This window comes from Pseudoalteromonas sp. CO348 (assembly GCF_004208845.1).
GTDB lineage: Bacteria > Pseudomonadota > Gammaproteobacteria > Enterobacterales > Alteromonadaceae > Pseudoalteromonas > Pseudoalteromonas maricaloris.
The window spans coordinates 1-26,358 of the sequence record NZ_SGPI01000017.1 but is presented as its reverse complement, the minus strand read 5'-3'; the positions used below and the strand labels follow the sequence as shown (position 1 = coordinate 26,358).

Annotated in this window: 23 protein-coding genes; 8 read left to right on the top strand and 15 right to left on the bottom strand. The window is 42.2% G+C overall.

What is annotated here, in order from left to right:
• Positions 1 to 206: 206 nt before the first annotated feature.
• The 5 genes from EXT48_RS07590 to ggt form a co-directional block, all read right to left on the bottom strand.
• Positions 207 to 779: a tRNA-(ms[2]io[6]A)-hydroxylase gene (locus EXT48_RS07590; protein WP_130164081.1), complete on the bottom strand. Its 573-nt coding sequence runs from the start codon at positions 777 to 779 to the stop codon at positions 207 to 209.
• Between the two features lie 42 nt (positions 780 to 821).
• The gene (locus tag EXT48_RS07585; protein ID WP_130164080.1) at positions 822 to 1,475 is read right to left on the bottom strand and encodes a sulfotransferase family protein; all 654 of its coding nucleotides are present in this window, start codon (positions 1,473 to 1,475) and stop codon (positions 822 to 824) included.
• Positions 1,476 to 1,895: 420 nt separating this feature from the next.
• A complete protein-coding gene (locus tag EXT48_RS07575) occupies positions 1,896 to 2,600 on the bottom strand; it encodes an SIMPL domain-containing protein (RefSeq protein ID WP_017217386.1) in 705 nt (234 codons plus the stop codon).
• Between the two features lie 211 nt (positions 2,601 to 2,811).
• The gene (locus EXT48_RS07570; RefSeq protein ID WP_039495863.1) at positions 2,812 to 4,506 is read right to left on the bottom strand and encodes an NAD-dependent malic enzyme; all 1,695 of its coding nucleotides are present in this window, start codon (positions 4,504 to 4,506) and stop codon (positions 2,812 to 2,814) included.
• Positions 4,507 to 4,678: 172 nt separating this feature from the next.
• Positions 4,679 to 6,439: a gamma-glutamyltransferase gene (gene ggt, locus EXT48_RS07565; RefSeq protein WP_130164079.1), complete on the bottom strand. Its 1,761-nt coding sequence runs from the start codon at positions 6,437 to 6,439 to the stop codon at positions 4,679 to 4,681.
• Positions 6,440 to 6,521: 82 nt separating this feature from the next.
• On the opposite strand from ggt, the gene rrtA reads away from it, so the two are divergent.
• Positions 6,522 to 7,106 (top strand): rhombosortase, encoded by a 585-nt coding sequence (gene rrtA, locus EXT48_RS07560; protein WP_130164078.1) that lies wholly within the window; start codon positions 6,522 to 6,524, stop codon positions 7,104 to 7,106.
• 25 nt (positions 7,107 to 7,131) lie between these two features.
• On the opposite strand, the gene EXT48_RS07555 is transcribed toward rrtA, so the two are convergent.
• The 4 genes from EXT48_RS07555 to EXT48_RS07540 form a co-directional block, all read right to left on the bottom strand.
• On the bottom strand, positions 7,132 to 9,615 hold the full coding sequence (locus tag EXT48_RS07555) for a prolyl oligopeptidase family serine peptidase (protein ID WP_130164077.1): 2,484 nt from the start codon (positions 9,613 to 9,615) through the stop codon (positions 7,132 to 7,134).
• 356 nt (positions 9,616 to 9,971) lie between these two features.
• Positions 9,972 to 11,120, bottom strand: coding sequence for a 5-(carboxyamino)imidazole ribonucleotide synthase (locus tag EXT48_RS07550; RefSeq protein ID WP_130164076.1), 1,149 nt, complete (start codon positions 11,118 to 11,120; stop codon positions 9,972 to 9,974).
• A 1-nt stretch (position 11,121) separates the two neighbouring features.
• On the bottom strand, positions 11,122 to 11,604 hold the full coding sequence (purE, locus tag EXT48_RS07545) for a 5-(carboxyamino)imidazole ribonucleotide mutase (RefSeq protein WP_010372883.1): 483 nt from the start codon (positions 11,602 to 11,604) through the stop codon (positions 11,122 to 11,124).
• A gap of 132 nt (positions 11,605 to 11,736) precedes the next feature.
• A complete protein-coding gene (locus EXT48_RS07540) occupies positions 11,737 to 11,943 on the bottom strand; it encodes a hypothetical protein (RefSeq protein WP_130164075.1) in 207 nt (68 codons plus the stop codon).
• A 129-nt stretch (positions 11,944 to 12,072) separates the two neighbouring features.
• On the opposite strand from EXT48_RS07540, the gene EXT48_RS07535 reads away from it, so the two are divergent.
• Entirely contained in the window at positions 12,073 to 12,597 is a 525-nt protein-coding gene (locus EXT48_RS07535; protein ID WP_045989660.1) for a TetR/AcrR family transcriptional regulator, read from the top strand.
• A 147-nt stretch (positions 12,598 to 12,744) separates the two neighbouring features.
• Positions 12,745 to 13,605, top strand: coding sequence for a protease HtpX (htpX, locus tag EXT48_RS07530; protein WP_039495857.1), 861 nt, complete (start codon positions 12,745 to 12,747; stop codon positions 13,603 to 13,605).
• A 44-nt stretch (positions 13,606 to 13,649) separates the two neighbouring features.
• Here the strand turns inward: htpX and EXT48_RS07525 are convergent, their stop codons facing one another.
• On the bottom strand, positions 13,650 to 14,129 hold the full coding sequence (locus tag EXT48_RS07525) for a GNAT family N-acetyltransferase (RefSeq protein ID WP_130164074.1): 480 nt from the start codon (positions 14,127 to 14,129) through the stop codon (positions 13,650 to 13,652).
• 114 nt (positions 14,130 to 14,243) lie between these two features.
• Here EXT48_RS07525 and EXT48_RS07520 point away from each other — a divergent pair, with 114 nt between their 5' ends.
• Positions 14,244 to 14,447 carry a hypothetical protein gene (locus tag EXT48_RS07520; protein WP_130164073.1) on the top strand — a complete coding sequence of 68 codons (204 nt, stop codon included), beginning with the start codon at positions 14,244 to 14,246 and terminating at the stop codon, positions 14,445 to 14,447.
• 187 nt (positions 14,448 to 14,634) lie between these two features.
• Positions 14,635 to 16,140: a hemolysin gene (locus tag EXT48_RS07515; RefSeq protein WP_130164072.1), complete on the top strand. Its 1,506-nt coding sequence runs from the start codon at positions 14,635 to 14,637 to the stop codon at positions 16,138 to 16,140.
• 241 nt (positions 16,141 to 16,381) lie between these two features.
• Here the strand turns inward: EXT48_RS07515 and bioD are convergent, their stop codons facing one another.
• Genes bioD through bioB form a run of 4 tightly spaced genes read right to left on the bottom strand, consistent with a single transcriptional unit; the run spans position 16,382 to position 20,045 of the window.
• Positions 16,382 to 17,083 carry a dethiobiotin synthase gene (gene bioD / locus EXT48_RS07510; protein WP_130164071.1) on the bottom strand — a complete coding sequence of 234 codons (702 nt, stop codon included), beginning with the start codon at positions 17,081 to 17,083 and terminating at the stop codon, positions 16,382 to 16,384.
• Positions 17,080 to 17,859, bottom strand: coding sequence for a methyltransferase domain-containing protein (locus tag EXT48_RS07505; RefSeq protein WP_130164070.1), 780 nt, complete (start codon positions 17,857 to 17,859; stop codon positions 17,080 to 17,082). Before EXT48_RS07505 ends, bioD begins: the two co-directional genes overlap by 4 nt.
• The gene (locus EXT48_RS07500) at positions 17,856 to 18,998 is read right to left on the bottom strand and encodes an 8-amino-7-oxononanoate synthase (RefSeq protein ID WP_130164069.1); all 1,143 of its coding nucleotides are present in this window, start codon (positions 18,996 to 18,998) and stop codon (positions 17,856 to 17,858) included. Before EXT48_RS07500 ends, EXT48_RS07505 begins: the two co-directional genes overlap by 4 nt.
• A 3-nt stretch (positions 18,999 to 19,001) precedes the next feature.
• On the bottom strand, positions 19,002 to 20,045 hold the full coding sequence (gene bioB / locus EXT48_RS07495; RefSeq protein WP_130164068.1) for a biotin synthase BioB: 1,044 nt from the start codon (positions 20,043 to 20,045) through the stop codon (positions 19,002 to 19,004).
• Between the two features lie 148 nt (positions 20,046 to 20,193).
• On the opposite strand from bioB, the gene bioA reads away from it, so the two are divergent.
• The gene (gene bioA, locus EXT48_RS07490) at positions 20,194 to 21,483 is read left to right on the top strand and encodes an adenosylmethionine--8-amino-7-oxononanoate transaminase (RefSeq protein ID WP_130164067.1); all 1,290 of its coding nucleotides are present in this window, start codon (positions 20,194 to 20,196) and stop codon (positions 21,481 to 21,483) included.
• Positions 21,484 to 21,671: 188 nt separating this feature from the next.
• Positions 21,672 to 23,009 (top strand): KamA family radical SAM protein, encoded by a 1,338-nt coding sequence (locus EXT48_RS07485; RefSeq protein WP_130164066.1) that lies wholly within the window; start codon positions 21,672 to 21,674, stop codon positions 23,007 to 23,009.
• A 502-nt stretch (positions 23,010 to 23,511) separates the two neighbouring features.
• Here EXT48_RS07485 and EXT48_RS07475 read toward each other — a convergent pair.
• On the bottom strand, positions 23,512 to 24,588 hold the full coding sequence (locus EXT48_RS07475) for a hypothetical protein (protein WP_130126302.1): 1,077 nt from the start codon (positions 24,586 to 24,588) through the stop codon (positions 23,512 to 23,514).
• A gap of 139 nt (positions 24,589 to 24,727) precedes the next feature.
• On the opposite strand from EXT48_RS07475, the gene EXT48_RS07470 reads away from it, so the two are divergent.
• Positions 24,728 to 25,882, top strand: a complete 1,155-nt coding sequence (locus tag EXT48_RS07470; RefSeq protein WP_130164065.1) for an IS110 family transposase — start codon at positions 24,728 to 24,730, stop codon at positions 25,880 to 25,882.
• Positions 25,883 to 26,358: the final 476 nt, after the last annotated feature.

The following is a 26,358-nucleotide window of genomic DNA, read 5'->3' as shown; positions in this document are numbered from 1 at the left end:
TTGCGATATTAGTTGCTTCGAATATGAGTCGTTTTGAAACCAAAAGTATTCAATGGAACACAATGCACTGGGCGAAACTAGAAATCTTAATTGGTATATCTAGTGAAACCGTTCTCTTCACTGAATAAGTATCTAGAAAGATGGGAGACAATAAAGCTACACTGTAACTTGTTGAGGCTTTATTGGCTCGAGTTATGTGGCTGCTTTTAATGAAGCGCTGCGCTAAATGGAATACCTTTGCAAATACGCGCTTCTGCAATGAGAATTTCTTCTAAACGGTTATCTATCGTTAATTTGTCGAAGTACTCGTAGCCGAGCTCCACAAAAAGATTTTTGTGTTTTTCTTCTGACTTGGCGATTGCAACATAAAAGTCTTTCTCTTTGCCTTCAGGAAGCGCTTCTGCAACTAAAGAAAAACGCTCATGGCCCCTAGCCTCAATTACTGCGCCGATCAGTAATCTATCAATTAAATATTCGTCAGTGCCTTGGCGGAACAATGCGCGCATTTGCTTTATATAGGGGTCTTTTTGGTCGTTTCCTAGTAGCGTACCACGCTCGGTTAAGATTTTAAGTACCTGTTTAAAATGGATCATTTCTTCTATTGCGAGATCTGCCATCGCTTTTACTAGCTTGATCCTGTCTGGGTAATGACCAAGCATTGCCATCGCCATTCCGGCTGCTTTTTTTTCTGCAGCGGCGTGATCTTGAAGAAAGGTATCAAAGTCGGCTAGGACTTTTTCAGTCCAGCTAAAAGGTGTGTGGTATTTTAATTCAAACATAATTCTATCTTGTATATACAGCTTGTGGTGAGTATAACAAACTCAGGCGCTCGAGCGAACTTGCATGCTAAAGAGCGCTGTGTCTTTATCTGCTTTGCCATTACGTGTCGATTCCACTTTATTGGGGTGTGAAAACCACTTCCATGCAGTTACTTTACCACCGATATTGACATGCGGGATGGTCACTTTTTCTTGAGTTACGCCTATAAATTCGCCAAGCGTTTGCTCGGCATCAGTAGCGGTTAGATTGACCGCAATAAAAGGAATATGATTCATTTTTGCAAATCTAAGCACCCTATCATGATGCTTGCTATAACAATCCCGCCAATAACCATCGTCTTCAAAATGTTTGTCAAAATCAGGAAAAGTTTCAAAATAACAACGCTTAATGGTGTCGTTAAAGCCTCCTGTTTGTGACAGTAAGTTTTCTTTCATTGCCGTCATCAAACGCTTAATTGAGGGAAGCCATTGCTCAAAATCTCGTGTTAACTGGATTATTTTGGCTTCAGGATATAAAGCATATAATTTTTTATAATCAGCGAAAACGGGCGTGTCAGCAATAAATTCAGCATTGTCTAATGCTTGCCTTGTGTATGCCGTGTGTGCTGTTTTGTATCCAGCACCTAATGCAGCAATACACAGACTTGTTGTGCCCGTTCGTGGTAAACCTGTTACCAGAAATTTGTGTTTTGTCATATTTAGATAAAGTAATACACGAGGTTGAATGACGCTAAAATGAATGACGCTAAAATAAGTATTATCCCATATGTTGTCGCCATCGCTACTTTTCTGATTGAAAAGTTAGCTTTATCGAGTGCAACTCGAGAAAACAAAAAAGCAATGCCAAAAGCATGAAGTAGATACGAATTGATTTGTTGAGTTTCGAGTAACAACATCATTAACAGTACGAACGGTGTTTACTCAAAAAAGTTGCCGTGGATCCGTATTGCACTTTGCAGTTCATCGATACCGCCATCTCCTAGTGATACTTTGTGTCTGTGTTATATTATGTTAAAACTGAGTTTAATATAGAGAATGCCGCATATAAACCGGTGATCATAAAAAGCCCTCCAATGGAGGGCTTAGTGTATAAGTTTAACTAGTTCACAGCCAGTATTACTCAATTAAGTAAACGGCATAAACTTCCGCGTTCAATGTAATTGCACCTGTGTTATACGCATTTTTGTAAGCGCCTTGATCTGCTTCCATTGCCATTGCTGCAGAGCGCACGTAAGGCTGAACTGGCGTTTGCATTGGTTGGAATGAAACTGAGTACAGTTTTGCCAATTCAACATCAAACTCGCCTGCCAGCTCTTTAGCTGCTTTCTTTGCATCTTTGATGGCGGCTTTTTTGAGGCTTTGCAGATACTTGCCTTCATTTTCAACACCAAATTCCGTGTTATTGAACTGATTTATGCCGCTGTCTACAAACTCTTGAAGCAACTCAGGGTATTTTTTGATGTCTTTAAGTTTTACAGTCAGGCTACGACTTACGCGAAAACCATCAAACTCTTCTTCGTTTGATTCTCGATTGTAGCGTGTCTGTCTGTAGACATTCAGCTGATCTGCGTGAATATCGTCTTCTTTAATATCGAAGCGTTTAGCGATTTCGATGGCCTTAGCCATAATCTTATCGACGTTTTCTTTAGCTGTGGGCAGCGACTTTTGCTTTTCAGTAATGGCAACGCGGATGGTTGCAATATCGGGTTGTACTTGAATAAATGAAGTGCCTTTAACATATAAATGCGGCGAGTCAGGCAATGCGCCTGCAAAGCTAAATCCAGATAAACATAATGTCAGTAAGCCAGTTAAAATTCGCATCTTTTGCTCCTAAAATGTGATACCTGCATATTCAAGCATATTTCAATTAACAACTACTGAATTGGATTTCAGGGTAACAAACTTTAACAAAATGAGCCGTTGTCACTTTGAGAAGTCATATGTAACGCTCTTAAACTTACGAGTGATTAATAAATAAAATCGCCGCCAATTTGAGTTGGCGGCGATTTCTGTTTTAGCTAAGTAAAAGTAACTAGACGCTACAGCGTTTGTAATTTCTATACTTAGGGAGCCAATAGTTTTTCTCTATTGCAGCCCAAATTGCGTCGTCTTCCATTTCAAGTGCAACGCCCTCTTCCATTGCCTTTTTAGCAACTGCAAAAGCAATGCGCTTACTCAACGGTTCAATTTCAGTTAGTGCTGGTAGTAGGCTACCTTTGCCGGTATTAGCACGTGGTGATGATTCAGCAAGCATTTCGCTAGATACCATCAACATGCTATCTGTAATACGGTTCGCTTTAGCTGCAAGTACACCAAGGCCGATCCCTGGGAAGATATAACTGTTATTACATTGCGGTATGATGATTGTTTGCTCACCATGTACTACCGGTTCAAATGGGCTTCCCGTAGCAACAATTGCTTGACCATCAGTCCACTCAATTACATCTTTTGGATGTGCTTCAACCTGGCGTGATGGATTACTTAATGGGAAAATAATTGGCTGTTCGCACCCAGCATGCATCGCACGGATCACTTGCTCAGTGAATAGGCCCGCTTGACCTGATACACCAATTAAGATGTCTGGTTTTGCACAGTGCATTACATCTAATAAAGATGCAAATTCACCACTGTATGTCCAATCCGCAAGATTTGCTTGTTGTTGAACTAGCGCTTCTTGAAAATCTCTTAGTCCTTCCATGCCCTCTGTCAGTAGGCCAAAACGGTCCACCATAAACACTTGGCTTCTCGCTTGCTCGTCGGTTATCCCTTCTGAAATCATTTGGCTAATAATTTGCTCTGCAATACCGCAGCCAGCAGAGCCTGCGCCAACAAACACTACTTTTTGTTCCGAGAGCTTTGCCCCTTTCACACGGCAAGCGGCTAACAGCGAACCCGCAGTAACCGCAGCGGTGCCTTGGATATCATCGTTAAAGCTACAAATTTCATCGCGGTAACGTTTCAATAGTGGCATTGCGTTAGGTTGTGCGAAATCTTCAAACTGTAACAGCACATTAGGCCAACGGCGTTTAACCGCTTTAATGAATAGATCTAGGAATTCGTCATATTCAGCTTGGCCGATACGTGGGTGTCTTGCCCCCATGTACATTGGGTCATTGAGTAGCTTCTCGTTGTTTGTCCCTACGTCAAGCATAACAGGCAGCGTGTAAGCAGGGCTGATCCCACCACATACGGTGTAAAGTGCCAGCTTACCGATAGGAATACCCATACCACCAATACCTTGGTCGCCAAGGCCTAAAATACGTTCACCATCTGTAACCACGATAACTTTTACTTTGCCTTTAGTGGCATTTCGTAAAATATCATCGATTTGATAGCGGTCTTCATAAGAAATAAACAAACCACGAGAGCTGCGATAGATATCAGAAAACTTCTCACATGCATCACCTACTGTTGGGGTGTAGATGATTGGCATCATTTCTTCCAAATGATCACGTACTAAGCGGTAATACAGCGTTTCATTGTTGTCCTGAATAGCGCGCAGGTAAATGTGCTTGTTTAGGTTGTCGCTAAAGCTTGAATATTGCTGATAACAACGCTCAACTTGCTCTTCAATTGTTTCGTAACGAGGAGGAAGTAGTCCCGCTAAGTTGAAATTTTCACGCTCGCGTTGAGAGAATGCACTCCCTTTGTTAAGCAGTGGCGTTTCTAATAGTGTAGGACCTGAATAGGGAATGTAGAGATAATTTGGATCGGTTTGTTTAGTCATATTTACAAGCTTGACACTAATTTTTTAGTCTAAGGGTTCATTATTGTCGAAAAGGATTAAATTACAATGAATTTAGTGCTCATCAGACCATTATTAACGCGCTCCAGAGCACGTTAAACGCATTTTTCTGGAACGCAAAATTATAGCCTAAAAGCACTTAAGAAACCACGGCTTATTCGCTGCTTTCACCGAGTGCAACACCTTCTCTTCTTGGATCTGCGCCACCGATTAAATGTGTTCCACGAACCTCAATGGCATGTAGTCCTGAGTTTAAGTCGCGGATCTGTACTTCATGGCCTTTTTTCTCAAAGTAAGGTGCTTGTTTTGTCAGCTCAGTGCCTTTTTCCAGCGTTGTGTACTTATTGCGATTGGTGATTTTTGGTAAATCAATCGCAGCCTGAACAGATAACCCCCAGTCCAGTACACCAACTAAGGTTTGAGCAACATAGTTGATAATACGGCTGCCACCCGGTGAGCCGACTATCAATTTAAGCGACCCATCTTTGTTAAACACCATTACAGGTGCCATAGAACTTCTTGGGCGTTTGTTTGCTTCTACCCGGTTAGCGACCCATTTATCCCCTACTTTTGGAGAAAGCGCAAAGTCGGTTAATTGGTTATTGAGTAAATATCCGTTGACCATCACCGTCGAGCCAAATGCCATTTCTATCGAGCTTGTCATAGAAATAGCATTACCCTCTGCATCTACAATCGACACATGGCTGGTCGAAGGTAATTCATAACTATCATCCATAGCATAAGCGAGTGTGCCCGAAGTTGGGTCGCCTACTGGAAAGTCGTGATTATCCATTTCACCGATAAGTTTGCTACGGCCTAATAGATATTGTTCGTTAAGCAATTCTTTTGCTGGCACTTCAACAAAATCAGGATCAGCAACGTAAAAATCTCTATCGGCAAACGCTAGGCGAGATGCTTGAGTAAAGAGGTGCAAGGCTTCTGGGTCGTTTGCCTTATACTTACCTAGGTCGTACGGTTCCAGCAGTTTCATCATTTGCAAAACGGCAATACCACCACTGCTAGGCGGTGCCATAGAGCAAACTTTATATACACGATATTCCGTACAGATAGCGTCTCGGGTTTTGCTTTTATAATGTTCTAAGTCGCTCAGCGCCAATTTGCCAGGTGCGATTTCAGACTTTTGCACAGCTTCTACTAATTGGGTGGCATTTTGCCCTTCATAAAAGGCTTGGATCCCTTGTGTTGCTACTTTGTAGTATAGGTTTGCCAAAGGCAGATTCTTTTTAAGGGTCCCTGGTTGTAGTGCTTTACCATTCGGATAGAAATATTCTTTTGCAGGACTGAGCTTTGTCAAACCTGGGTTGAGTTTTTTCTCAAGCAGCATATTTAAACGTGGAGAGACGATAAATCCGTCTCGAGCTAATTCAATCGCCGGCTTGAATAATTCCTGCCATGGCAGTTTACCGTATTTGTCATGTGCTGATTTAAACGCGTGCAGAATACCAGGCACACCAACAGAGCGACCGCCCACCACAGCCTCAATCCATCTAACCGCATTACCCGTATCATCTAAAAACAGATCAGGGCCGGCAAGTTTTGGTGCAGTTTCTCTACCATCAAAACTAATTAATTCATTGCTTTTCTTGTCGTAGTGCAGGATAAAAGCCCCGCCACCTACGCCTGAAGATTGCGGCTCAACTAATGTAAGCACAAGTTGAGTCGCTATCATAGCATCAACCGCACTTCCCCCTTTTGAGAGCATCAATTGACCTGCTTTACTCGCATAGGGGTTGGCAGCAACGACCATGTACTTTTCTGCGGTGCGTGCTTCTTTAGATTGGAAACCTGTTGCGGCTTCCGGCTCTCTAATTTCGATTTTTTGTTGCTCAGCTAAGGTGTTGGTTGAAAAGCTGAATGCGGCAATCACGGTTAGTGATGCAAGTGTATGTTTCATAATACCCACTTTGCTTACGTCTTATATTTGGCATCATAAAAGCAATTAGGCACAATATGCAAAAATAATAACGTGAAATCGTATGTTTGAACTTCCAACGAACAAAGAATATCTCATTGGCCCTGCGTCTTTGGCGATATTGTCAACAATACTGATGTTGTTCGGGCTTGGCCCGCACTTAGATTTCGACAGAAACGCAATTGCTGATGGTGAAATATGGCGTATTTTGAGCGGTCAGTTTACCCATAGCAATTGGTATCACTTGATGCTAAACCTGCTTGGTATCTTATTTATTTGGCTATTACATGCCGAATATACAACTCTAAGAAAGTATTGGCTGAATGTGCTTTTTCTTGGCCTCTTTACCGGGCTCATGATTTTGCTATTTTCGCCAAACATTGTTGTATATACAGGCTTGAGTGGCTTATTACATGGGCTTATCGTATGGGGAGCACTTGAAGATATTAAGCGCAAGCTAACAACTGGATATCTGTTGTTTATTGGTGTGTGGGCAAAGATATGTTGGGAGCAATATGCGGGTGCAAGCGCAGATGTAGCTAAGCTGATAGACTCGAGAGTCGCCATTGAAGCACATCTATTTGGTGCAGTTGGTGGTGTGGTTTTAGCTGTTATCTATTTATTTTATAAAACAAAAAAGCCAGCTTAAGCTGGCTTTTTATCCACCCATTTGATTACAAGTTTTCTTTGAACAACTTGTATATACGACGGTATTCATCCAACCAACTTGATGGCTGTCTAAAGCCATGGGGCTCAACTGGATAAATCGCCGTTTCAAAGTCTTCCTTTTCTAGCTCAATCAGACGTTGCACTAAGCGCACAACATCTTGGAAAAACACGTTGTCATCAACCATAGGTGCATTGATCAGAAGCTTGTTTTTCAAACCTTCAGCATGATAGATAGGCGAACTGCGTTTGTATGCAATTGGGTCAACATCGGGGCGATTAAGGATATTTGAGGTGTACGGGTCGTTGTAATAGGCCCAATCGGTGACTGGACGTAAAGCAGCGCCTGCTTGGAATAGATCGGGCTGAGTAAATAGCGCCATAAATGTCATAAAGCCGCCGTATGAACCACCATAAGTACCTACAGCGCCACGATCAACATTAGCGTTGTTCACCATCCACTCGACACCGTCTGCTAAATCTTCGATTTCTGGTTTACCCATATGACGATAGATTGCCGTTCTCCAATCTCGGCCATAGCCCTTAGAGCCGCGATAGTCCATATCCATAACGACATAGCCTTCGCTCGCGAGGAGTGAATGGAACATAAACTCTCTAAAGTAGTTAGACCAACCCATATGAGAGTTCTGCAAATAACCCGCACCATGGTTAAAGATCACAGCCTTACGATTCTTACCCGTTTCGCCTTCTTGATAATCTGCTGGGTAATATACTTTTGCGTAGACAGGCTCACCTTGATGGCTTGAAGGAACCGCGACAATCTTAGGTGCAATTAGCTTCTTATTTAAAAACGCATCAGAGACTGTATTAGTGAGTCGTGACACCGCTGCTTTTGGCGCTGCATCCGCCACATAAAGTTCTGGAGGCATCATGATTTTTGAGTGAGTTAACAACAGCTTTTGCTCATCTGGGCTTAGCTGGTAATCAGTCAGGCCATCTAAATCAGTTAACTGCTCATCTTCACCGCTTGCTAAATTGACGCGATAAATTTCGTATAAACCTGGGTGATCTTTATTGGCTTTGTAATAAACAAATTGACTATCTTGGGTTAAGGTTGGTTCAGAAACCACAAACTTCCCTGAAGTCATTGCTTTTGCTTTGCCGTTAAGCGGCTTAACATAAAGCTGACTATATCCAGTTTGCTCTGAAAGATAGTACAACGCGTCTTGGTTGCTTAACCAACCAAAATCATTGTAGGTGTAATTGATCCATGCTTCATCGTGTAGGCGGTGCTGAGAAACGAATTGTTGTTTATCAAAATCAACAGTTGCTAACCATCTGTCTTTATTATCCCAAGCACCAAGCATCACTGCGACTTGAGAACCGTCACTATTCCATTGGATAGCGGATTGACTCCAGCCCCATGTGTCGATCAAGTTGATATCACGTGGTGCTTTTTCACTCTTATATGATTCACCTTTTGCCTTAGCATTTTCGCGTTTCACCTCGGCTAGTACATCTTCATCAAAGCCAGGCAAAGTATCATAGCTCAGCGTGACTTGCTCTGATTTTGCTAAATCAATGAAAATAACATCAGAACTCATTGGTTTTGTGTCTGCAACGCGGCGGCGAGCTTTTACCGGATCAATGTCACCGTTTTGACTCACGTAGTTAGGCATGATGTCAGAGTCTGAACGGCTTGGTTTATCATCGGTGATCACAGCGATTAACTTGTCACCTGTCGGTGCTAAGCTAACTGAGATAAGTGTTTTTCCTTTACCTAGATAAAACTGATTATCTTGGATGCTTGCGTTATTCGCTTCTATCTCTTGATTTCTCGCTTCTCGATCTTTGCTGTTTTTGTGCGTTAGCGCGACGAATTGAATCAGTTTGTGTTGCTGCTCAGCGATATATCCATTTGGCTCTTTCACTCCTTCAGGCTTATCCGCTAAATGTAACTTTACCAGTTCTTTCGTTAAGCCAGTGGCTATATCAAACGCAAATAGCGCATTGCCTGAACGGTAAGCTAATCGGTTATCACTTAAGAATTGCGGTGCATACTCATAGTTCGAAGAATGAGTAACTTGTGTCAAAGCGCCAGACTTCAGGTTTTTAACGAATATGTTGCCTTTAAATTCATAAGATTGTAGCGTCCGACCTTTATTATAAATCGCGTTTGCAGCACCAACGGCATGCAAATCTGACAGCGAAACTGCTTCGCTTGTTTGTGCGCTACTGACTTTAAATAGATCTCTTAACTCTGAGCCAGCTTGCTTACGCTTATAGAAAACGGTTTTGCTATCAGCTCCCCAGTATGCGCCTTCTGGTTGTCTTCCCAACCAATCAGGATGCGCCATTGCTTGTTTTAAGGTGATCTGCTCACCACCGAAATCAACAGGAGTCGCAACAACTTGTGGGACTGGTGAATTGGCTTCAACTTGTTGTGGTTTTGGGCTTACTTCAGTGGTTTGACAGCCTGAAAGGAATAAACCTGAAGCGACAGCCATCGAGATAAGAGAGAGTTTCAACATGTGACTTTCTTATAATAGTTAAATTTGCCTAATTTAAGCAGAAAGCCAGCGGAATATCGACAGATTTAAGATTAAAAGCACGATGGGTGGGACAAAAAAAGGCCAGCATAGGGATGCTGGCCAAATACTCTCTGCGCTCACATAGTCGTTGATGGACAACGAGTATGAAATGAGGCCTATCCGCGCCTCACAATAGTAGACCGCACTATCAGAAAAGAGTTCCAAAAATAACAGTAAAAAAATTAAATTTTTTATATCTACCCTGAGCTCTGTTATAAAGAATGAGTTAACTCAATAGATATCATAAGCTTAGGTTTTTAGTTAACAATGGACCTTTTTTGCTAAAAACAGTAGTACTAATTCAAAATTAATTGCTGAGCGGTTTCCATAACCCCAGGGTAGTCTGCCTCAGGCAAGATGTCAGCAAGCTCTGCCAGTGCTTCACCTAACTTATGCAGTGAGTCAGCTGACACGTTGATATGCCCCATTTTTCTGCCCGGTTTCGCATCTTTGCCATACCAGTGACTGGTTGTCCCTGAGACAGCAAGAACTTGTGATGGAATGTGACTTTGCCCTAACACATTAATCATCGCGGTTGGGCGAAGCAGCCTTGTATCACCAATCGGTAAACCGGCAACGGCACGAATATGGTTTTCAAACTGGCTTACATGGGCGCCTTGTTGTGACCAATGTCCTGAGTTATGTACCCTAGGCGCTATTTCATTAACCAATAGTTGATCTTCAACATCGAAAAACTCAATAGCAAGTACACCAACATAATCGAGTGCATTCGCGAGTTTCGAAAATGCGTCTTCCGCTTGCGCTTGAATATTGGCTTTCTCTTTCCCGGCAATTGATAAGGTCAGTACACCATTGGTATGCTGGTTTTCAGTCAAAGGATAAATTTTACATTCGCCATTTTTAGCACGCACACCAATAATCGACACCTCACGGTCAAACGGTATCATTTTTTCAGCAACGATAGAGTGAGGCTGTGCTTCAGTGCCTGCTTGCAAAAACCCAGACATTTCGGCCCAAATATTGTCTATTTCAGACTCTGATTTTACTCGCCATTGCCCTTTCCCATCATAGCCTGCTTGACAGGTTTTAACGACTAAAGGCATACCTAACTCATCAATCGCTGTGAGAAAATGCGCTTTATCCGTAATAATTTTAAAAGGAGCACAAGGCACAGATGTTTTATCTAGTAGTGCTTTTTCTTTCGCGCGATCACCACCGGTGGCTATTGCTTCTGCGCCAGGGTAAAACTTACCGCTTTGTTCGCAAAGCGCCAAAACATCATGTGGAATATGTTCAAATTCGGCAGTGATGGCATCAGCATTGTCAATGGCTTGCTGTAATGACTCTGGTGTGGTTGCAAAGGTAACGGGGTTTATTACCGTTTGGCTACCAACATCATAAGCCAGAACTTTTATATCAAGATGAGTTGACGATAGGCTCATCATACGGGCTAACTGTCCCGCCCCTAAAACAAGAATATTCATGTTATTTCGCAGGATCTGGATTAGCTAATACCGTTTCTGTTTGTTCTTTTCTGAACGCTTCTACTTTTGCAAAAATTTCTGGCTGCTGACAACCTAAAATTTGAGCAGCTAGCAAACCTGCGTTTGCAGCACCAGCGTCGCCAATCGCTAACGTACCTACCGCAACACCTTTAGGCATTTGGCAAATTGATAGCAATGAGTCCACGCCATTTAGCGTTTTTGATTTTACTGGAACGCCAAGTACAGGCAGACTTGTGAATGCTGCCGCCATCCCCGGTAGGTGTGCAGCACCGCCAGCACCGGCAATGATAACTTTGATCCCACGTTCTGCTGCTGTCGAAGCATAATCCGCTAAAAGCTGTGGAGTACGGTGAGCTGAAACTACTTTAGTTTCATAATCAATACCAAATTTATCTAACATTTCAGCTGCATGTTGCATTGTAGGCCAGTCTGATTTTGAGCCCATAATGATGCCAACGGTCATAATAATTCCTCGACTAATTTTGAACGATACAGGGCTAAGGTCCTTCACACCTTAGCTGCGGGCATTATACCTGAGTTCGTCTTTAATGCGAAGAATCAACTTATTGCAATTATCACGCGATGGCACCCTGAGTTATTTAGACACCACCAATTCTTCAATACTTAATGCTTTCGCACGCTTAAAGTGAGAGAAAAACGTTTTAGGACCCATAATTAAGCATAGCACCACAAGGCCACCTGGGATCAGCACCATTTTTAAAGCTGGACCAAGAATATAGCTGTAAAAAAAGATAAAAGGGATGAACAGAATGTATCCGATGAATAATCTCAAATATTGCATAACAACTCCTATTGAAATTTAATGAGCACGCTCAATTATAATAATGAGCGCGCTCATTATTTGCAAACTTTATCTCTTAAATAATCTGGAATTGTGCTACACTCTCTTCGCAAATAAAAAGGTAACCATATGAAAAAAAGAGAAATTACGTACAATAAAATTCTCAGTGCTAGTTGGCAACTTTTTCAAGACAATGGTTTTGAAAACACCACTACTCGGCAAATTGCCCAAGCAGCAAACGTGGCAACGGGAACGGTTTTCTCTCACTTCCCTACTAAGCTCGACATGCTCAAAGTCGCAATGCATAACCAAATAGATGAACTAATTAATGAAGCGAAAACATCAGATGAGCAGCATAGTGCCAGCTTAAAGTTACGCCACTATGCAAAGTATTTATTTGCTTTTTATCTTAGCAATAGAGATTTCAGTAAAGAGCTGCTTTGTGGGATTATTTGGCATAGCGAATTCTTTACGGGACAACTCAATTTGTTCAAACACTTGTTATTCAGTGAGCAGGAATACAATGAGTTGAAAGCAACCGTTATGATGGATTGCTACTTTATGACCTTATTAGAAGGATTAAGCAATGAGCATAGCTCTGTTGACCAGATGCTGCATTCCCTATCTCAGAAGCTGAAACTTGTTAGTCAATAAATTGTATGATGTGTTCTTCATTTAATATTAATACGAATTTACTTGTGCTTTTGAACTTCTGACCATATAAAGCATCTAGGACTAGTGTAATAAGCAAGTGCTTGGGAAAAGTTACTTAGTTCCTTATTTTTGTCTAACGAGGTCAAAATGAAACGCGTCATCTTATTCCTTATCACTAACTTAGCAGTGATGCTTGTGTTAGGAATTGTGTTATCTGTCTTAATGTCTGTGTTTGGTATTTCTAGCCGAAGCTATACAGGCATTATGGTTATTGCTGCCGTATTTGGATTCGGTGGTTCTTTTATCTCTCTTTACATGTCTAAGTGGATTGCAAAGAAATCTACAGGGGCCCATGTTATAGAGCAACCACGAAACGAAACTGAACATTGGTTAGTTTCTACTGTCGCAGAGCAAGCTAAAAAAGCAGGAATTGCAATGCCAGAAGTTGCGATTTACGACAGCCCTGAAATGAATGCGTTTGCAACCGGGCCGAGTAAAAATAACAGCTTAGTTGCTGTAAGTACTGGCCTACTCCACAACATGAATCAAGACCAAGCAGAGGCAGTGCTTGCGCACGAAGTGTCGCACGTTGCAAATGGCGACATGGTTACACTTACCTTGATCCAAGGTGTTGTAAATACCTTTGTTATATTCTTCGCTAAAGTATTGGCGGGTATTGTTGATAACTTCTTGAATGGCGATGAAGAAGAGTCAGGTGGAAGCTGGACATATTTTATTTTTGATATGATATTCCAGATCCTCTTTGGTATTTTGGCGTCTGTTGTTGTCGCTTACTTTAGTCGTAAACGAGAATTCGCAGCCGATAAAGGTGCAGCTGATTTAGTTGGTGCGCAAAAAATGCGTTCAGCATTAGAGCGTTTGAAGCACAACCATGAATCGCAATTAGAAGGCTCAATGATGGCTTTTGGTATTGCGTCAGGTAAGTCTATTGCAGATTTCTTTGCTTCTCACCCGCCACTTGACGAGAGAATTAGAGCACTTTCGTAATTCTTTTCAAATTCTTACTAGGGCAACGATTAAGTTGCCCTTTTTTATAGCTCAATTTTATATAGATTATTTCCAACAGCGCAAAACCCCAAACGCTTGAGTAGGTTTAATGAACGGTGATTATCAGCCGATACATGCGCCAGAATCACATTGAGTTTAAACTCAATCTGGCTTTTGTTTGCAAATAGACAACGTAAAGCTTCAAACATCACGCCTTTACCCCAATAATCAGGTAGTAATTCATAGCCAATATGTAGGCCCTCAATATCACCGTCTTCGTGATAGAAACCAATACACCCAATCACCGCTTTAGTGCTTTTGCACACGAGGCAAAAGCGTCCACCTATACCTTCATATTGACGCTCAATATCCATTTGGATCATGCATTTAAGGTCTACTTCAGTGAGGTTGTCGCCGTAATCGTTATACGCTTTTACCTGCGGTAAATTAAGTAATGCTAATAACTGCGGATTATCTTTGTGCCTTATGGGCCTGATGACTAGCCTTGGTGTTTCAAATTCCATAAAATGCTCAGGTCTAAGTATCTGCCGAAATGGTAGCACTTATTGCAGCAAATACACCTTCAATATTATGATCGCTTATATTGCTTTATAATTTAGCATTTTTGGAGAATAAATATGAGTCAAGAGTTCACCGTTATCCCCCCAACGACAAAGGTTTATTGCCCACAAAGAGGTGAAGGCTGGACTTTAACGGGCATTACAGGGATCGATGAAAACGCATCAGTGATGTTCTCTGGCGTACGCTATACCATCTCAGCAAAAGAAATCGTTGAGTCATTATTACCAAACTTTAAAAATAGGCAAGAATCAAATAATTAATACTTTTTAATTATTTTACTGTTGTAAAAGTGTAAATTATGATCAATTATAGCGCTAGATTGCAAAGTCAATAATGGAAGCGCCCGCCTTAAAGGATTAAGTCATCGCATTGAGTTGGACTTAATTGCGAAGACATTGCTTTGTGTTGTTTTAAGTTACAGGACGTAAACTTTTTAGGGTTCCTGCTATGTTAAAAGCATCACTCACAACACTTGGTTTAATCTCAACATTACTTTCCACATACACCTATGCAGATAGTTGCCCAGGTCAGGTTTTTGGTATTAACGCTGGCCGCGGCGATATTGGTATTTTGTTTGGCCTAGATGAAGGTGCAGGACAAGCCAGCGCCAATAGTTTAGCCGCTTTTAGTTCCGCAGCACTCGCCTATGATACTAGCAGTGCACGTTGGTACTATGCATCCGCGCCAAGGCCAATCGACTATAAAGTTGATACCAGTCATCTAAACTTACCAGCTGACGCAGATATTCCCATTGACGGTAAAAAACATCGCTATGTTCAACTGGCATATTTTGATGGAACCTCTCATACCATAGTCGGTAGAACGGCTTATTTGGTGGGATTGGCATATGACAGCACAAACGATAGGCTCATTGGAACGAGTTACGATTCTATTTACAGCATAGATAAAAACACAGGCGACGCGACTAAGCTCTCGGATCTCCCCTCACTGGCGGGAAAATACCGCGGCGATCTTGAGTTTTATAATGGCCGCTTAATCCTAGTTACCAGTGCAGCCGTTTACCAAGTTAATACCAACGACTTTTCTGTGACTAAATTATCTGATCACGACTTAACTTCCGTTACAGGGGCAAGCCTTAATAGCAATGGAGAGCTTATTATCAGTCGCGTTATCATTAATGATGCTGGACACACCAACAAAAGCGCGATTTATAAACTAAACCCTGATACAGGAAGCACCTGTTATATCAATACATTACCAATAAGAGTAAATGACCTTGCATATAACCCAAATGGCAGCAGTACATGCTATACCGTTTCTGGTTGCGGCGGTACACCTACACCTCCTTCGCCACCGTCTTTTACGTTAACGAGTATTGAAAACGCGGTTTATGAGGGAAGTACCCTTAGCTATCAAATTACCTTAAGTAAAGCCTTCGAGCAGGACGTCAGCTTTTCGGTGGCGGTCAATGATGTGACAACGCAATCAGATGACTACGTAGCACCACCTACCTCATTGGAAATACCGGCTGGCAGCACAACTGCTACCATTCAAATAGCAACAATAGACGATACTGAGTACACTGGCGATCGGGAACTCTCTTTGAGCGTAACAGGCGTGAGCAATACCTCAGGCAATGAAACCCTATCGGGAAACATACTCGACAATGAAACCGCATGTGTGCCTGACAACTATACGCGGATTAATTACGCGTTCGTCAGAGAAGACTCATTATTCAATAATGACTGGGGTATCAAAGTAAACGGCCAATATATTAAATTGCTTGATGAATACGGCAGTGCCGGCAGCTATGACATCCTTCAAGGACAATCATTTACCTATGTGCTCGCTATCGATGGTAACAGCAATACACTATCAACCAAGTACCAAGTCTCAGGTACCAACCAACGTTGGGAAGATCAAAACGATAACGATTACAATGACTTTGAGGTCAGTGTGACAACACAAACCATTCAAAAAGGTTGTAATTAACAGACTCAAAGCGGCTTACTACCTTTAGAAGCCGCTTTATTTAACCTGAGGTTTGGATAAGGAATGAGCTAACTCACTGTTTTTTTTAACCACCTTAAACTATCTTCTTATCTAGCCAGAGAGTTTTGGGGATAACTAGGCGAATTTACGCACCAATAGCTGGCTATTGGAAGTGAATTCAACGCAGTTAGCGCTAAAACTGACTGCTAGAAAGGCATTAATTATCCGCAGCTCAGGTTACTTAGTATTGACTGGTACCTGATTTAAGCTCAAACAACTCGAGTAACGCTGAGCGAAGCTGTAGCTTTGGTGTGCCCTCACTGTAAGGCGCTGTTGCAAGCAGCGGGCAGTCTAGGCGAAGCTTTAAACTTTCAAGGTTTTCGTCAAATACAGACATCTCAGGGTCAATCTGGTTTGCTATCCACCCCACCAAATTCAGTCCTTTTTGCTTGATAGATTCTGCCGTTAAAAACGCATGATTCAAGCAGCCTAGCTTCATGCCAACCACTAAAATAACGGGAAGTTGTGCTCTGACGACCCAATCATACAGATATTCATTGTCGTTAATGGGCAATGCCCAGCCTCCTGCACCTTCACATAATATATATTCAGCGCCCAGTTGCTGAATTTCGTCATAGCGCTCATGTAGCTTATCGACTGTAATGTCAACATTTACCAGTTTTGCTGCAATATGCGGGGCAATTGGTGGTGCAAAACAAAATGGGTTAACTTGCTCGTAAGTACCGTGCACCGTCGCAGCTTCCATTAAACTGATAGCATCAACGTTCACTAGTTCACCAAATGCCTCTTCAGCATCTGCCGCAATCGGCTTAAAGCCAAAAGCCTTTTTCCCGTGCTTGGCCAACAGTTTCAGTAATAAAGTAGAAATATAGGTTTTACCTACTTCAGTGTCGGTCCCAGTTACAAAATATGCTTGATTCATTTCCTTAACTCCAAAAACCCGACTTGATAACTTACATCAAAACCATTTTTACTCTCAGGGTAGCTGCTCAGCAGCTGAGCGTAGGCTGATTTGCCTAACAAACCTTGTCGGCGAGAAGCGGTTTTTACATCGTTGGCACCGATATTTTTTACCGAGCGTAACGCCTTTAACGGCGTGTCATAAGTATCAATCAATAACGCTTCATCCGCCCAAGTCACAGCAAACCCGGCCTGTAGCGCAAAAGATTTAAGTACAGACAGCGAATAAAATGAATTAATATGACCACACTCATCGATGGCTCGCCATGCGCTATCGATTTCATTTAACGAGCCGTCTAGCACGGAGCTTAGCAACACTCGCCCTTCTTTTTTTAGTACTTCATACAATTGCGCAAACAACGCTTGCGGGGAATTAGACCACTGAATTGCAAAATTACTAAAGACTAAGTCGATACAATTTGACTGAATAGCGAGTTTATCCATATCACAGCAAACACTATTTGTCGTATTTTCAGCGCTTGCCAACATCGCCAAGCTAAGATCCGCTCCAACATAATGATTAGTGAAGGCGTTTAATCTATGAAAGTTTTCATGTGGCCCGCATCCTAAATCCAGCAACCGAGGAAACATACGCACAGCACCAAGCTCACTATTTTGCTGTGTTAAACGTGAAAAGAGTATATCTGCGGCCTGTTTTTGCACGTTAGCGTGTTGAGAGTATGATTGCGCGGCTTTTGAAAAGCACTTTGCTGTTTGCGTATTTTGTGCTTTGCTCATGCTCCCTCCACTAAGGCCGAAACCAATTTGTCTATATCTTCGTGACTGTGCTGTGCCGTTATTGTTATTCGCAATCGTGCGGTATTTTGCGGCACAGTTGGTGGCCTAATAGCGCCAACCCAAAGCCCCTTTTCCTTAAGTTTATGTTGCGCCGCTAATACATTTTCACTGCTACCATACACCAGAGGCTGTATGGCCGTATCACTTGGAATGGGAGATAAGTTGGTTTGAGCAACTAACGACTTAAAATAGTCGATATTTACTTGTAATTTGTGTCTAGCTTCAGATGCAACAAGCAATTTATTTAGTTGGCATAATGCAACGCTTGCCATAATAGGTGACAGCGCCGTTGTATAGATAAACTCACGATTAAATTGCATCATGTAATTTATCACATCATGACTCGCTAATACCGCAGCTCCTTGACAGCCCATCGCTTTGCCAAAGGTGATCACCAAAATTTCAGGTTTAATGCCGCTTTCAATCGTGCCAAGTCCTTGCGCTCCCACAACGCCAAACGCATGAGCGTCGTCGACCATCAGCCACGCAGAATGAGACTTAGCCAGCACACTGATTTCAGGTACTGGCGCTTGGTCTCCATCCATAGAAAACACCCCTTCAGTGACGATGAGTTTACTGTCGGCTTTGGTTTTTTCTAATCGAGACCTTAAGTGCGTCAAATCATTGTGATTAAAGCGAACAAACTTAGCGCTACCCGCTAAACCACCGTCTAACAGGCTGGCGTGGTTGAGCTTATCTTGAAACACCGCAGCGCTTAATTGCTTTTCTTGGGGCGTGAACAATGTTTTTAACACACTGGTATTGGCAGCAAAACCGCTTGGAAATAACAGTGCTGCATCATAACCCAAAACGCTGCAAAGCTTATCTTCTAGCTGACGGTGAATATCAAGATAACCCGTAACAAGCGCCGAACTTCGGCTTCCGGCTTCAGTGCATGCAAGCGTGTTAAACTCCAACGAGTCTGCAAGTCCCAGGTAGTCATTGCTGGCAAAGTTAATATATTGCTGATCGGCAATTTTTATTCTACTTGCAGAGGCCTTTTCAACCACAATACGTTTTCTTAGCAACCCTTCAGCGTGACGAGCTGCTAAGGCAGATTGAATATACGCAAACGACATTGATTAGTTGGCTTCGTAAAATAGCTCTGATGTCGCCTTGTCTGCAATTGCAGAGCTTAACGATGCCTCATAGGCCTCATCCGAGTAATCTTCTCGTTTTTCAGGATTCATCCCAAGTTTTCTGATGAGATTCATATCGGCGTCTGCTTCTGGGTTTTCCGTGGTCAATAGCTTATCACCATAGAAAATTGAGTTAGCGCCAGCGAAGAAACACATAGACTGCATCTGTTCATTCATTGCCGTTCTACCTGCAGATAAACGCACGTAACTGTATGGCATCATGATACGCGCAACCGCGATAGTACGGATAAACTCAAAGTGATCGAGATCATCAACATTTTCAAGCGGCGTGCCCTTCACTTTAACAAGCATGTTAATCGGTACACTTTCTGGTTGTTTTGGCAGGTTTGCTAATTGGATCAGCAAGCCATAACGATCAGATGCCTGCTCTCCCATTCCTACAATACCACCAGAGCACACTTTCATTCCTGCATCTCTTACGTGATCAAGGGTATCAAGTCTGTCTTGATAAGTTCTTGTCGTGATAATTTGCTCGTAGTATTCAGGTGAGGTGTCCAAATTATGGTTGTAATAATCAAGGCCCGCTTCTCTTAGCGTGTGCGCTTTTTGATTATCCAGCTTACCCAAAGTCATACAAGTTTCTAGGCCTAACTCTTTAACTTCTTTCACCATTTTGGCGATATAAGGCATATCTCTGTCTTTTGGATCAGACCAAGCGGCGCCCATACAAAAACGCGTCGCGCCCTTTTCTTTCGCCAACTTAGCTTGAGTTACAACCTTTTCCACTTCCATCAAACGCTCACGTTCAAGATCCGTTTTGTAATGACCAGACTGTGGGCAGTATTTGCAATCTTCAGGACAGGCACCTGTTTTGATAGACAGCAAAGTGGAGATTTGAACTTCATTGGGATTGAAGTTTTTGCGGTGAATACTTGCTGCATAAAAAAGTAAGTCGTTAAAAGGCATGGTGAACAGTGTTTTTACTTCTTCATGTGTCCAATCGTGTCTTAGTGCGCCTAATTCCATATTTTCATTCTCTTTTTATTCTTGCCTAAATTTACAACACGAGTATTTTCTAGTGATTAAATTTAGCGCAGTCAAACTGACGGTGATTGGCTTAGTCTACTTCTTAGCTTAGTATTGTCAACGTTACACGCGCCCACAAGGTTTACAAATGAGCAATAAACACACAATCGATATTGAATTTGATCGCAAGCATATATGGCACCCCTATACATCAATGATTGACCCTCTGCCCGTCTATCCAGCCGCAAGAACATTCGAGAACAAAATTGAGCTTGAAACCGGCGAAACTCTCATTGACGGTATGGCATCCTGGTGGAGTGCTGTGCATGGTTATGGTCATCCAGAAATAATCGCTGCGATAAAAAATCAAGCGGACACGATGAGCCATGTCATGTTCGGTGGGCTAACTCATCAGCCTGCCGTGGAGTTATGCAAACTACTTGTGGAGCTAACCCCAGCCCCACTTAATCGAGTATTCCTAGCCGACGGCGGCTCAGTTAGTGTTGAAGTTGCAATCAAAATGGCGATCCAATATTGGTTGAGTAAAGGCAAAAAGAATAAAACCCAAATAATGACAGCCAAAAAAGGCTATCACGGTGATACATTCGCGGCGATGAGCGTTTGCGATCCTGTGAATTCGATGCATGCCATGTACCAAGGCTTTTTACCTGAGCAAGTGTTTGTCGATGCCCCTAAAAGTGAGTTTTACGGCAGCCAAAGTCAAGATGAACTTAGCGCATTAGAAACCGCATTTGCCGCTAATCATGAAAAGGTCGCGGCATTTATCATTGAACCAATAGTGCAAAATGCGGGCGGCATGAACTTCTACCACCCAGAATATCTAAAGGCGCTTCGAGCGTTATGTGATAAGTATGAGGTGTTACTAGTTTTAGATGAAATTGCGACTGGGTTTGGCCGCACAGGTAAAATGTTTGCCTGTGAACATGCAGATATCGCACCGGACATTATGTGTGTTGGCAAAGCGCTTACTGGCGGAAACATGACGCTTGCGGCCACTTTAACAACAGAAGAAGTAGCTTTGGGTATTAGCCAAGGCGAAGCTAAAGTGTTAATGCACGGACCAACTTTTATGGGAAATCCGCTGGCATGTGCCGCCGCTGTAGCTAGTCTCACAATCTTAAAACGCCAAGAAACAATGGCCAATATTGAACGAGTCGCGAGCGCGCTAAACGCACTCAAGCGCTGTCTTAATCTAAGTGCAGTCACAGATGTTAGAGTCCTTGGTGCGATTGGCGTGGTGGAAGTAGAAAGGGTTGTTGATGTTGCAAAAATCCAAAAATTCTTCATTCAACAAGGTGTATGGATAAGGCCTTTTGGCAAGCTAATTTATATTATGCCGCCGTATATCACCTCAAATGAAGACATAGAATCACTTATTGACGCGATCTACGCTGCCATTGAAGGCGAACACTTCTAAAACACATTAAATTTGGAATTAGGTCTATTTCATGACCTAATTTCGACAATGCAACCTAAAAGAATGACGCATATTCAACAAAATTGCGTTATTTCGAACTTTCCTCGCTTTGTACCTGAAATAACATCAATGGCATGTTACCATGGTCGTTTTTATTATTAGCAAGTGAGAAAAGAGACAAATTAGATATGCAGCAAACCGTCAAATTGCAGCCAGCTGAAGCTTATCAGCCCCCTCGTTTTACTGTTTACCAACACCGCCAAATCGATAAGATAGAGCAACTGGATAAACTGCCTGAACATCTTCGCTTTCAAATGAAAGTCGTAGCCAATGTATTCCCTTTTCGCGTTAATAACTTTGTCATTGAAGAGCTCATCGATTGGGATAAAGTGCCTAACGACCCCGTTTTTCAGTTAACTTTCCCACAACGTGGCATGCTAGACGATGAGTCTTACGAGCAAATGGCCGACTTGTTAAGTCGCGAACATACCCCAGAAGAAGTGTTTAACCTTGCAACCAAAATTCGTCAAAAGTTAAACCCGCACCCTGCGGGTCAAATGGAAAAAAATGTTCCTGAGTATGAAGGTGAACGCGTAGACGGGATCCAACACAAATATAAAGAAACCGTGTTGTTTTTCCCGTCTCAAGGACAATATTGCCACTCATATTGCACTTTCTGCTTCCGCTGGGCGCAGTTTGTTGGCAAAGCTACCCGATTTAACAATAACGACGCTGAGCTGCTCCACAATTACCTAGCCGAACACACCGAAGTGACCGATCTATTGATGACTGGTGGCGATCCCATGGTAATGCGCACCGTTAAATTGCGTAAATACCTTGAAGCGCTAAAAGAGCCAAGGTTTGACCATATTCGCACCATCAGGATCGGCACTAAATCTCTCACTTTTTGGCCATTTAGATACGTCACCGATCCAGATGCGCAAGAGTTGTTAACCTTACTAAAAGAGCTGGTTGATGCCGGAAAGCATGTGTCAATCATGGCGCACGTTAACCACAAACAAGAACTGCGTACTGAAGTCACACGTGAAGCGATTAAACTTATCCGCAAAACTGGCGCACAGATCAGAACACAAGCACCACTTTTAAATAATATAAACGTAGACGCTGATATGTGGGCTGACATGTGGAAAGAGCAAACACAGCTTGGCATGGTCCCCTACTACATGTTTATCGAGCGTGATACCGGCGCTAAGCGTTACTTTGAAATCCCGTTACACAAAACGTGGGAAACATTCCGTGAAGCTTATAAACAAGTCTCTGGTGTGAGTCGTACAGTTAGAGGACCATCAATGAGTGCGGGTCCTGGTAAAGTTGAAGTGTCTGGCGTAACAGAAGTCGCAGGTGAAAAGGTGTTTGTGCTGCGCTTTATTCAAGCACGAAACCCAGACTGGGTGCAGCGTCCGTTCTTTGCCAAGTTCGACGAAAATGCCCACTGGCTGGATGACTTAAAACCTGCATTTGGGGAAGAAAAATTCTTCTGGCAGGACGAGTACGACGTCATGTAAATGTAAAAATATCAAAAAAGCTAGCAAATTGCTGGCTTTTATTTTATTTGGCGCATTTAAATAACCTGAGGTTTAGATTAGAGGTGGGCTAACTCATTGCTTTTAATATTAAGTATAATTACTTCCTTATCTAGCTAGAGCGTTTGCGGATAACAGGCTGCTAAAAGCATTAATTTGAATAAGTCTTAATTATATCTATCAGGTTTAATTACTGGGGCTTAATCAAATCTGACTGTCGCATAAAGGCCAAATTCGGCCGTTCAACAGCAACATCATATCTTAAATCCAATTGCGATTAAGGGCACTCAATCAGCTCGTATTTGGACAAAAACGAGTTGGGAGAACGTCTGTATTAGGTGAGTTTCGCATAAAGACTTCTATGGGCTAACGCCCAATTAACGTGTGAGCAGCGCAGGCACTGAACTTGAACACTGCGCCCTAAACACTAAATTCAACCTGAAGTGAGAGCGCCAAGCGTTGCGAATCACTGTTGAATTGTTTGTTAAGTGCCAAACTCTTGCGCATAAATTACCACCGTATCAGAATAATCAATCACAGATGCTTCTTGATATAAATGTTCAAGCTCATCTCGGGATAATTCTCTTGAACCAATCTTTCCACGATTAAATAGCTCTTCGAATAACTCACCAGACAGAGAAGCCGATTTAATATCGTCATATTTCAATAAAGTTCCTCCCCGCTTTCCTTCTGTAGCACAAGCGTCAATTTGACAGATAGGGAGATGTTCACCAGTTGAAATAAACTTCTGATCAACAGTTTGTAATTTGTCTGTAGGTCTCAAAAAACCCGTACAGTAAGGAAAACGATACGAATTTTGATGATTATCGTTTTGACAGATCCCTTTATAACAAAGAAATTTACGCATTTTATCTAACTGACCTAACATTCTTTGATCGGAAAGGTATAACTGACGATCCTCCCAAATCTTATATTGAACGGCAACAATACTTATTCCTTCAGTATGTTCATTATGACGTTCATAGATTATATCAGCACCTGTAATATGTTCTGGTCTATCTGGATGTAATACCCTGATACGTAAAGTTTTTCCATCAGGTAGTTGAAAATCTTTATGTGCATGTCCCCTAGAAAGTTCGGGCAAATCTCGTTCTACGTTATATGCATCCCGAAATATTAGTTGGTTTTCACTATGAGGTTTAGGTTCTAGCTCTTTTTTTGCTTTTTCCAACTGACCTAGTTTACGTTTTAATTGATCAGTTCTCTTTCTATCACCTTTATTCTCTCTTGCTATATCCAAGTATGAATTATATTCATCAATATCTTCTAAAACCAAACTTAGGGCAGTAACCTCACTTTCAGTTTTAATAGATTTAAGAGCTGCTTTTTGGCGATACTCTTTTGTTGTATCGCTTTCACGCTCTCTTTTTAACAAACTATTCTCTGGTCCCAATAGCTCAGGATAAAGTTCTCCGGCAAGATCTAACGTATTATCATAGGTAGATTTCGTCATGCTTCCTTTAGAAGCAATTTTAACCATTCCTCTAACAGCATTTAATGTAACCCATTCTTGATTAATTCTATTATTTTGCTCTTCCATTGATACCTCATAGTTAAAATTTCTAACAGGCACTTAGACATAATGACTCCCACACGGTGCTAGCCTCCGCATTTTCGTGGGTTAGCTTAAAGCCAGAGCCATAATTAGTTTGTCAAATAACTAAATAGCAGAGGCTAGCATGACTAAACATAACATACTTTTCATTGGCTTAGATACTCATAAAGAGTTCATTGAAGTTGCCTATATTGAAGACAACCGAGGCGCACAACCCATTCATTTCGGTCGTATTTCTTCAGCTAAAGTCACTATTAAAAAGCTTATCAGACAATTTGAATCTAAATACCCTAACACTACGCTCCATTTCGTTTATGAGGCTGGCCCCTGCGGTTACTGGATTTATCGGTTAATCACTAGTCTTGGTCATTGCTGCTATGTGGTTGCCCCTTCTCTCATTCCTAAAAAACCTGGCGAGCGTGTAAAAACTGACAAACGTGATGCACTTAAACTAGCTAAATTACTTAAGTCTGAAGACTTAACCCCTATTTATGTACCTGAGCCGGAAGATGAAGCTATTCGTGATTTATCTCGTGCTCGAGACGTTGCGATGAAAGATTTAAAAGATGCAAAGTACCAGCTAAAAGCAATGCTTCTTCGCAACAACATTAACTATGCTGGCACAGCAAACTGGTCTCTCAAACACTTACGTTGGCTCACAGAACTGGTATTGCCACATCCTGCACAACAAATCGTTTTACAAGAGTTTATTCAAACCATAAACGAGCGAACTGCACGATTGGAGCGACTCGACAATGAGCTCTCTCATCATGTTTATCAATGGCGTTACTACCCTGTAGTTAAAGCAATCCAAGCTATGCGCGGCGTTCGCTTACTCGTGGCCGCTGGTATTGTCGCTGAGCTTGGTGATTTAACCCGCTTCGACCATCCGCGAAAACTCATGGGTTATCTTGGGCTCGTTCCGAGTGAACACTCGAGTGGTGGTAAAAGGCATATTGGCGCAATTACTAAATGTGGCAATGGTCGTGCAAGGCGCTTATTAGTCGAAGGTGCTCACAGTTACCGTCATGCAGCCAACATATCGACTGAGTTACAAAAACGACAAGAAGGCTTACCAAAGCAACTTATTGATATTTTATGGAAAGCACAATTAAGGCTCTGTAAACGTTATAAAAAGCTTATAAATAAAGGCAAGCATTACAACCTCGTTGTCACCGCCATTGCCCGTGAAATGATTGCTTATATCTGGGCAATAGCAAAACAGGTTGTGCTCTCACCGGTAAATCCCAAATTAAGATTATCCAGAGTACCAGCTTAAAATGAACGAATTAGAGTTAATGTATTGGGTCAAGCATCGGGTGTGGCACAACCACCGACGGCGTTAGGATGGCAATGCAGCTAACGCAGCATTGAACCACGAACATAGACTGAAAACAGGTGCCACGTCGAGTTAAGTAAGGTCTGCTCTGCTCATAAAAATGAGTAACCAACGAATACCAGCAAGAAAACCGACGAAATTACTTGCTTCATCCTATGCATTAACTCTCTCTAATTCGAGTTAAGAAATTATGGCTTAAAGTTAGGCAAGGATCAGTGTGTTTAACTTGACAGTGGGAGTCATACCAACGCCCGCATAACGGGCTGATAATGTTTGGCTAAACTTGTGTAGCGAAGCGAAACCGAGCCAAACTTTAGCAGTCCCGCCTTAATTGGCTTGATACTTATTGAACCTTCTCCCCGAAGTTTAGCGAACAGCTAAACTTCTAGGCGACGAAACCCAAAGGAGAAAGCTCA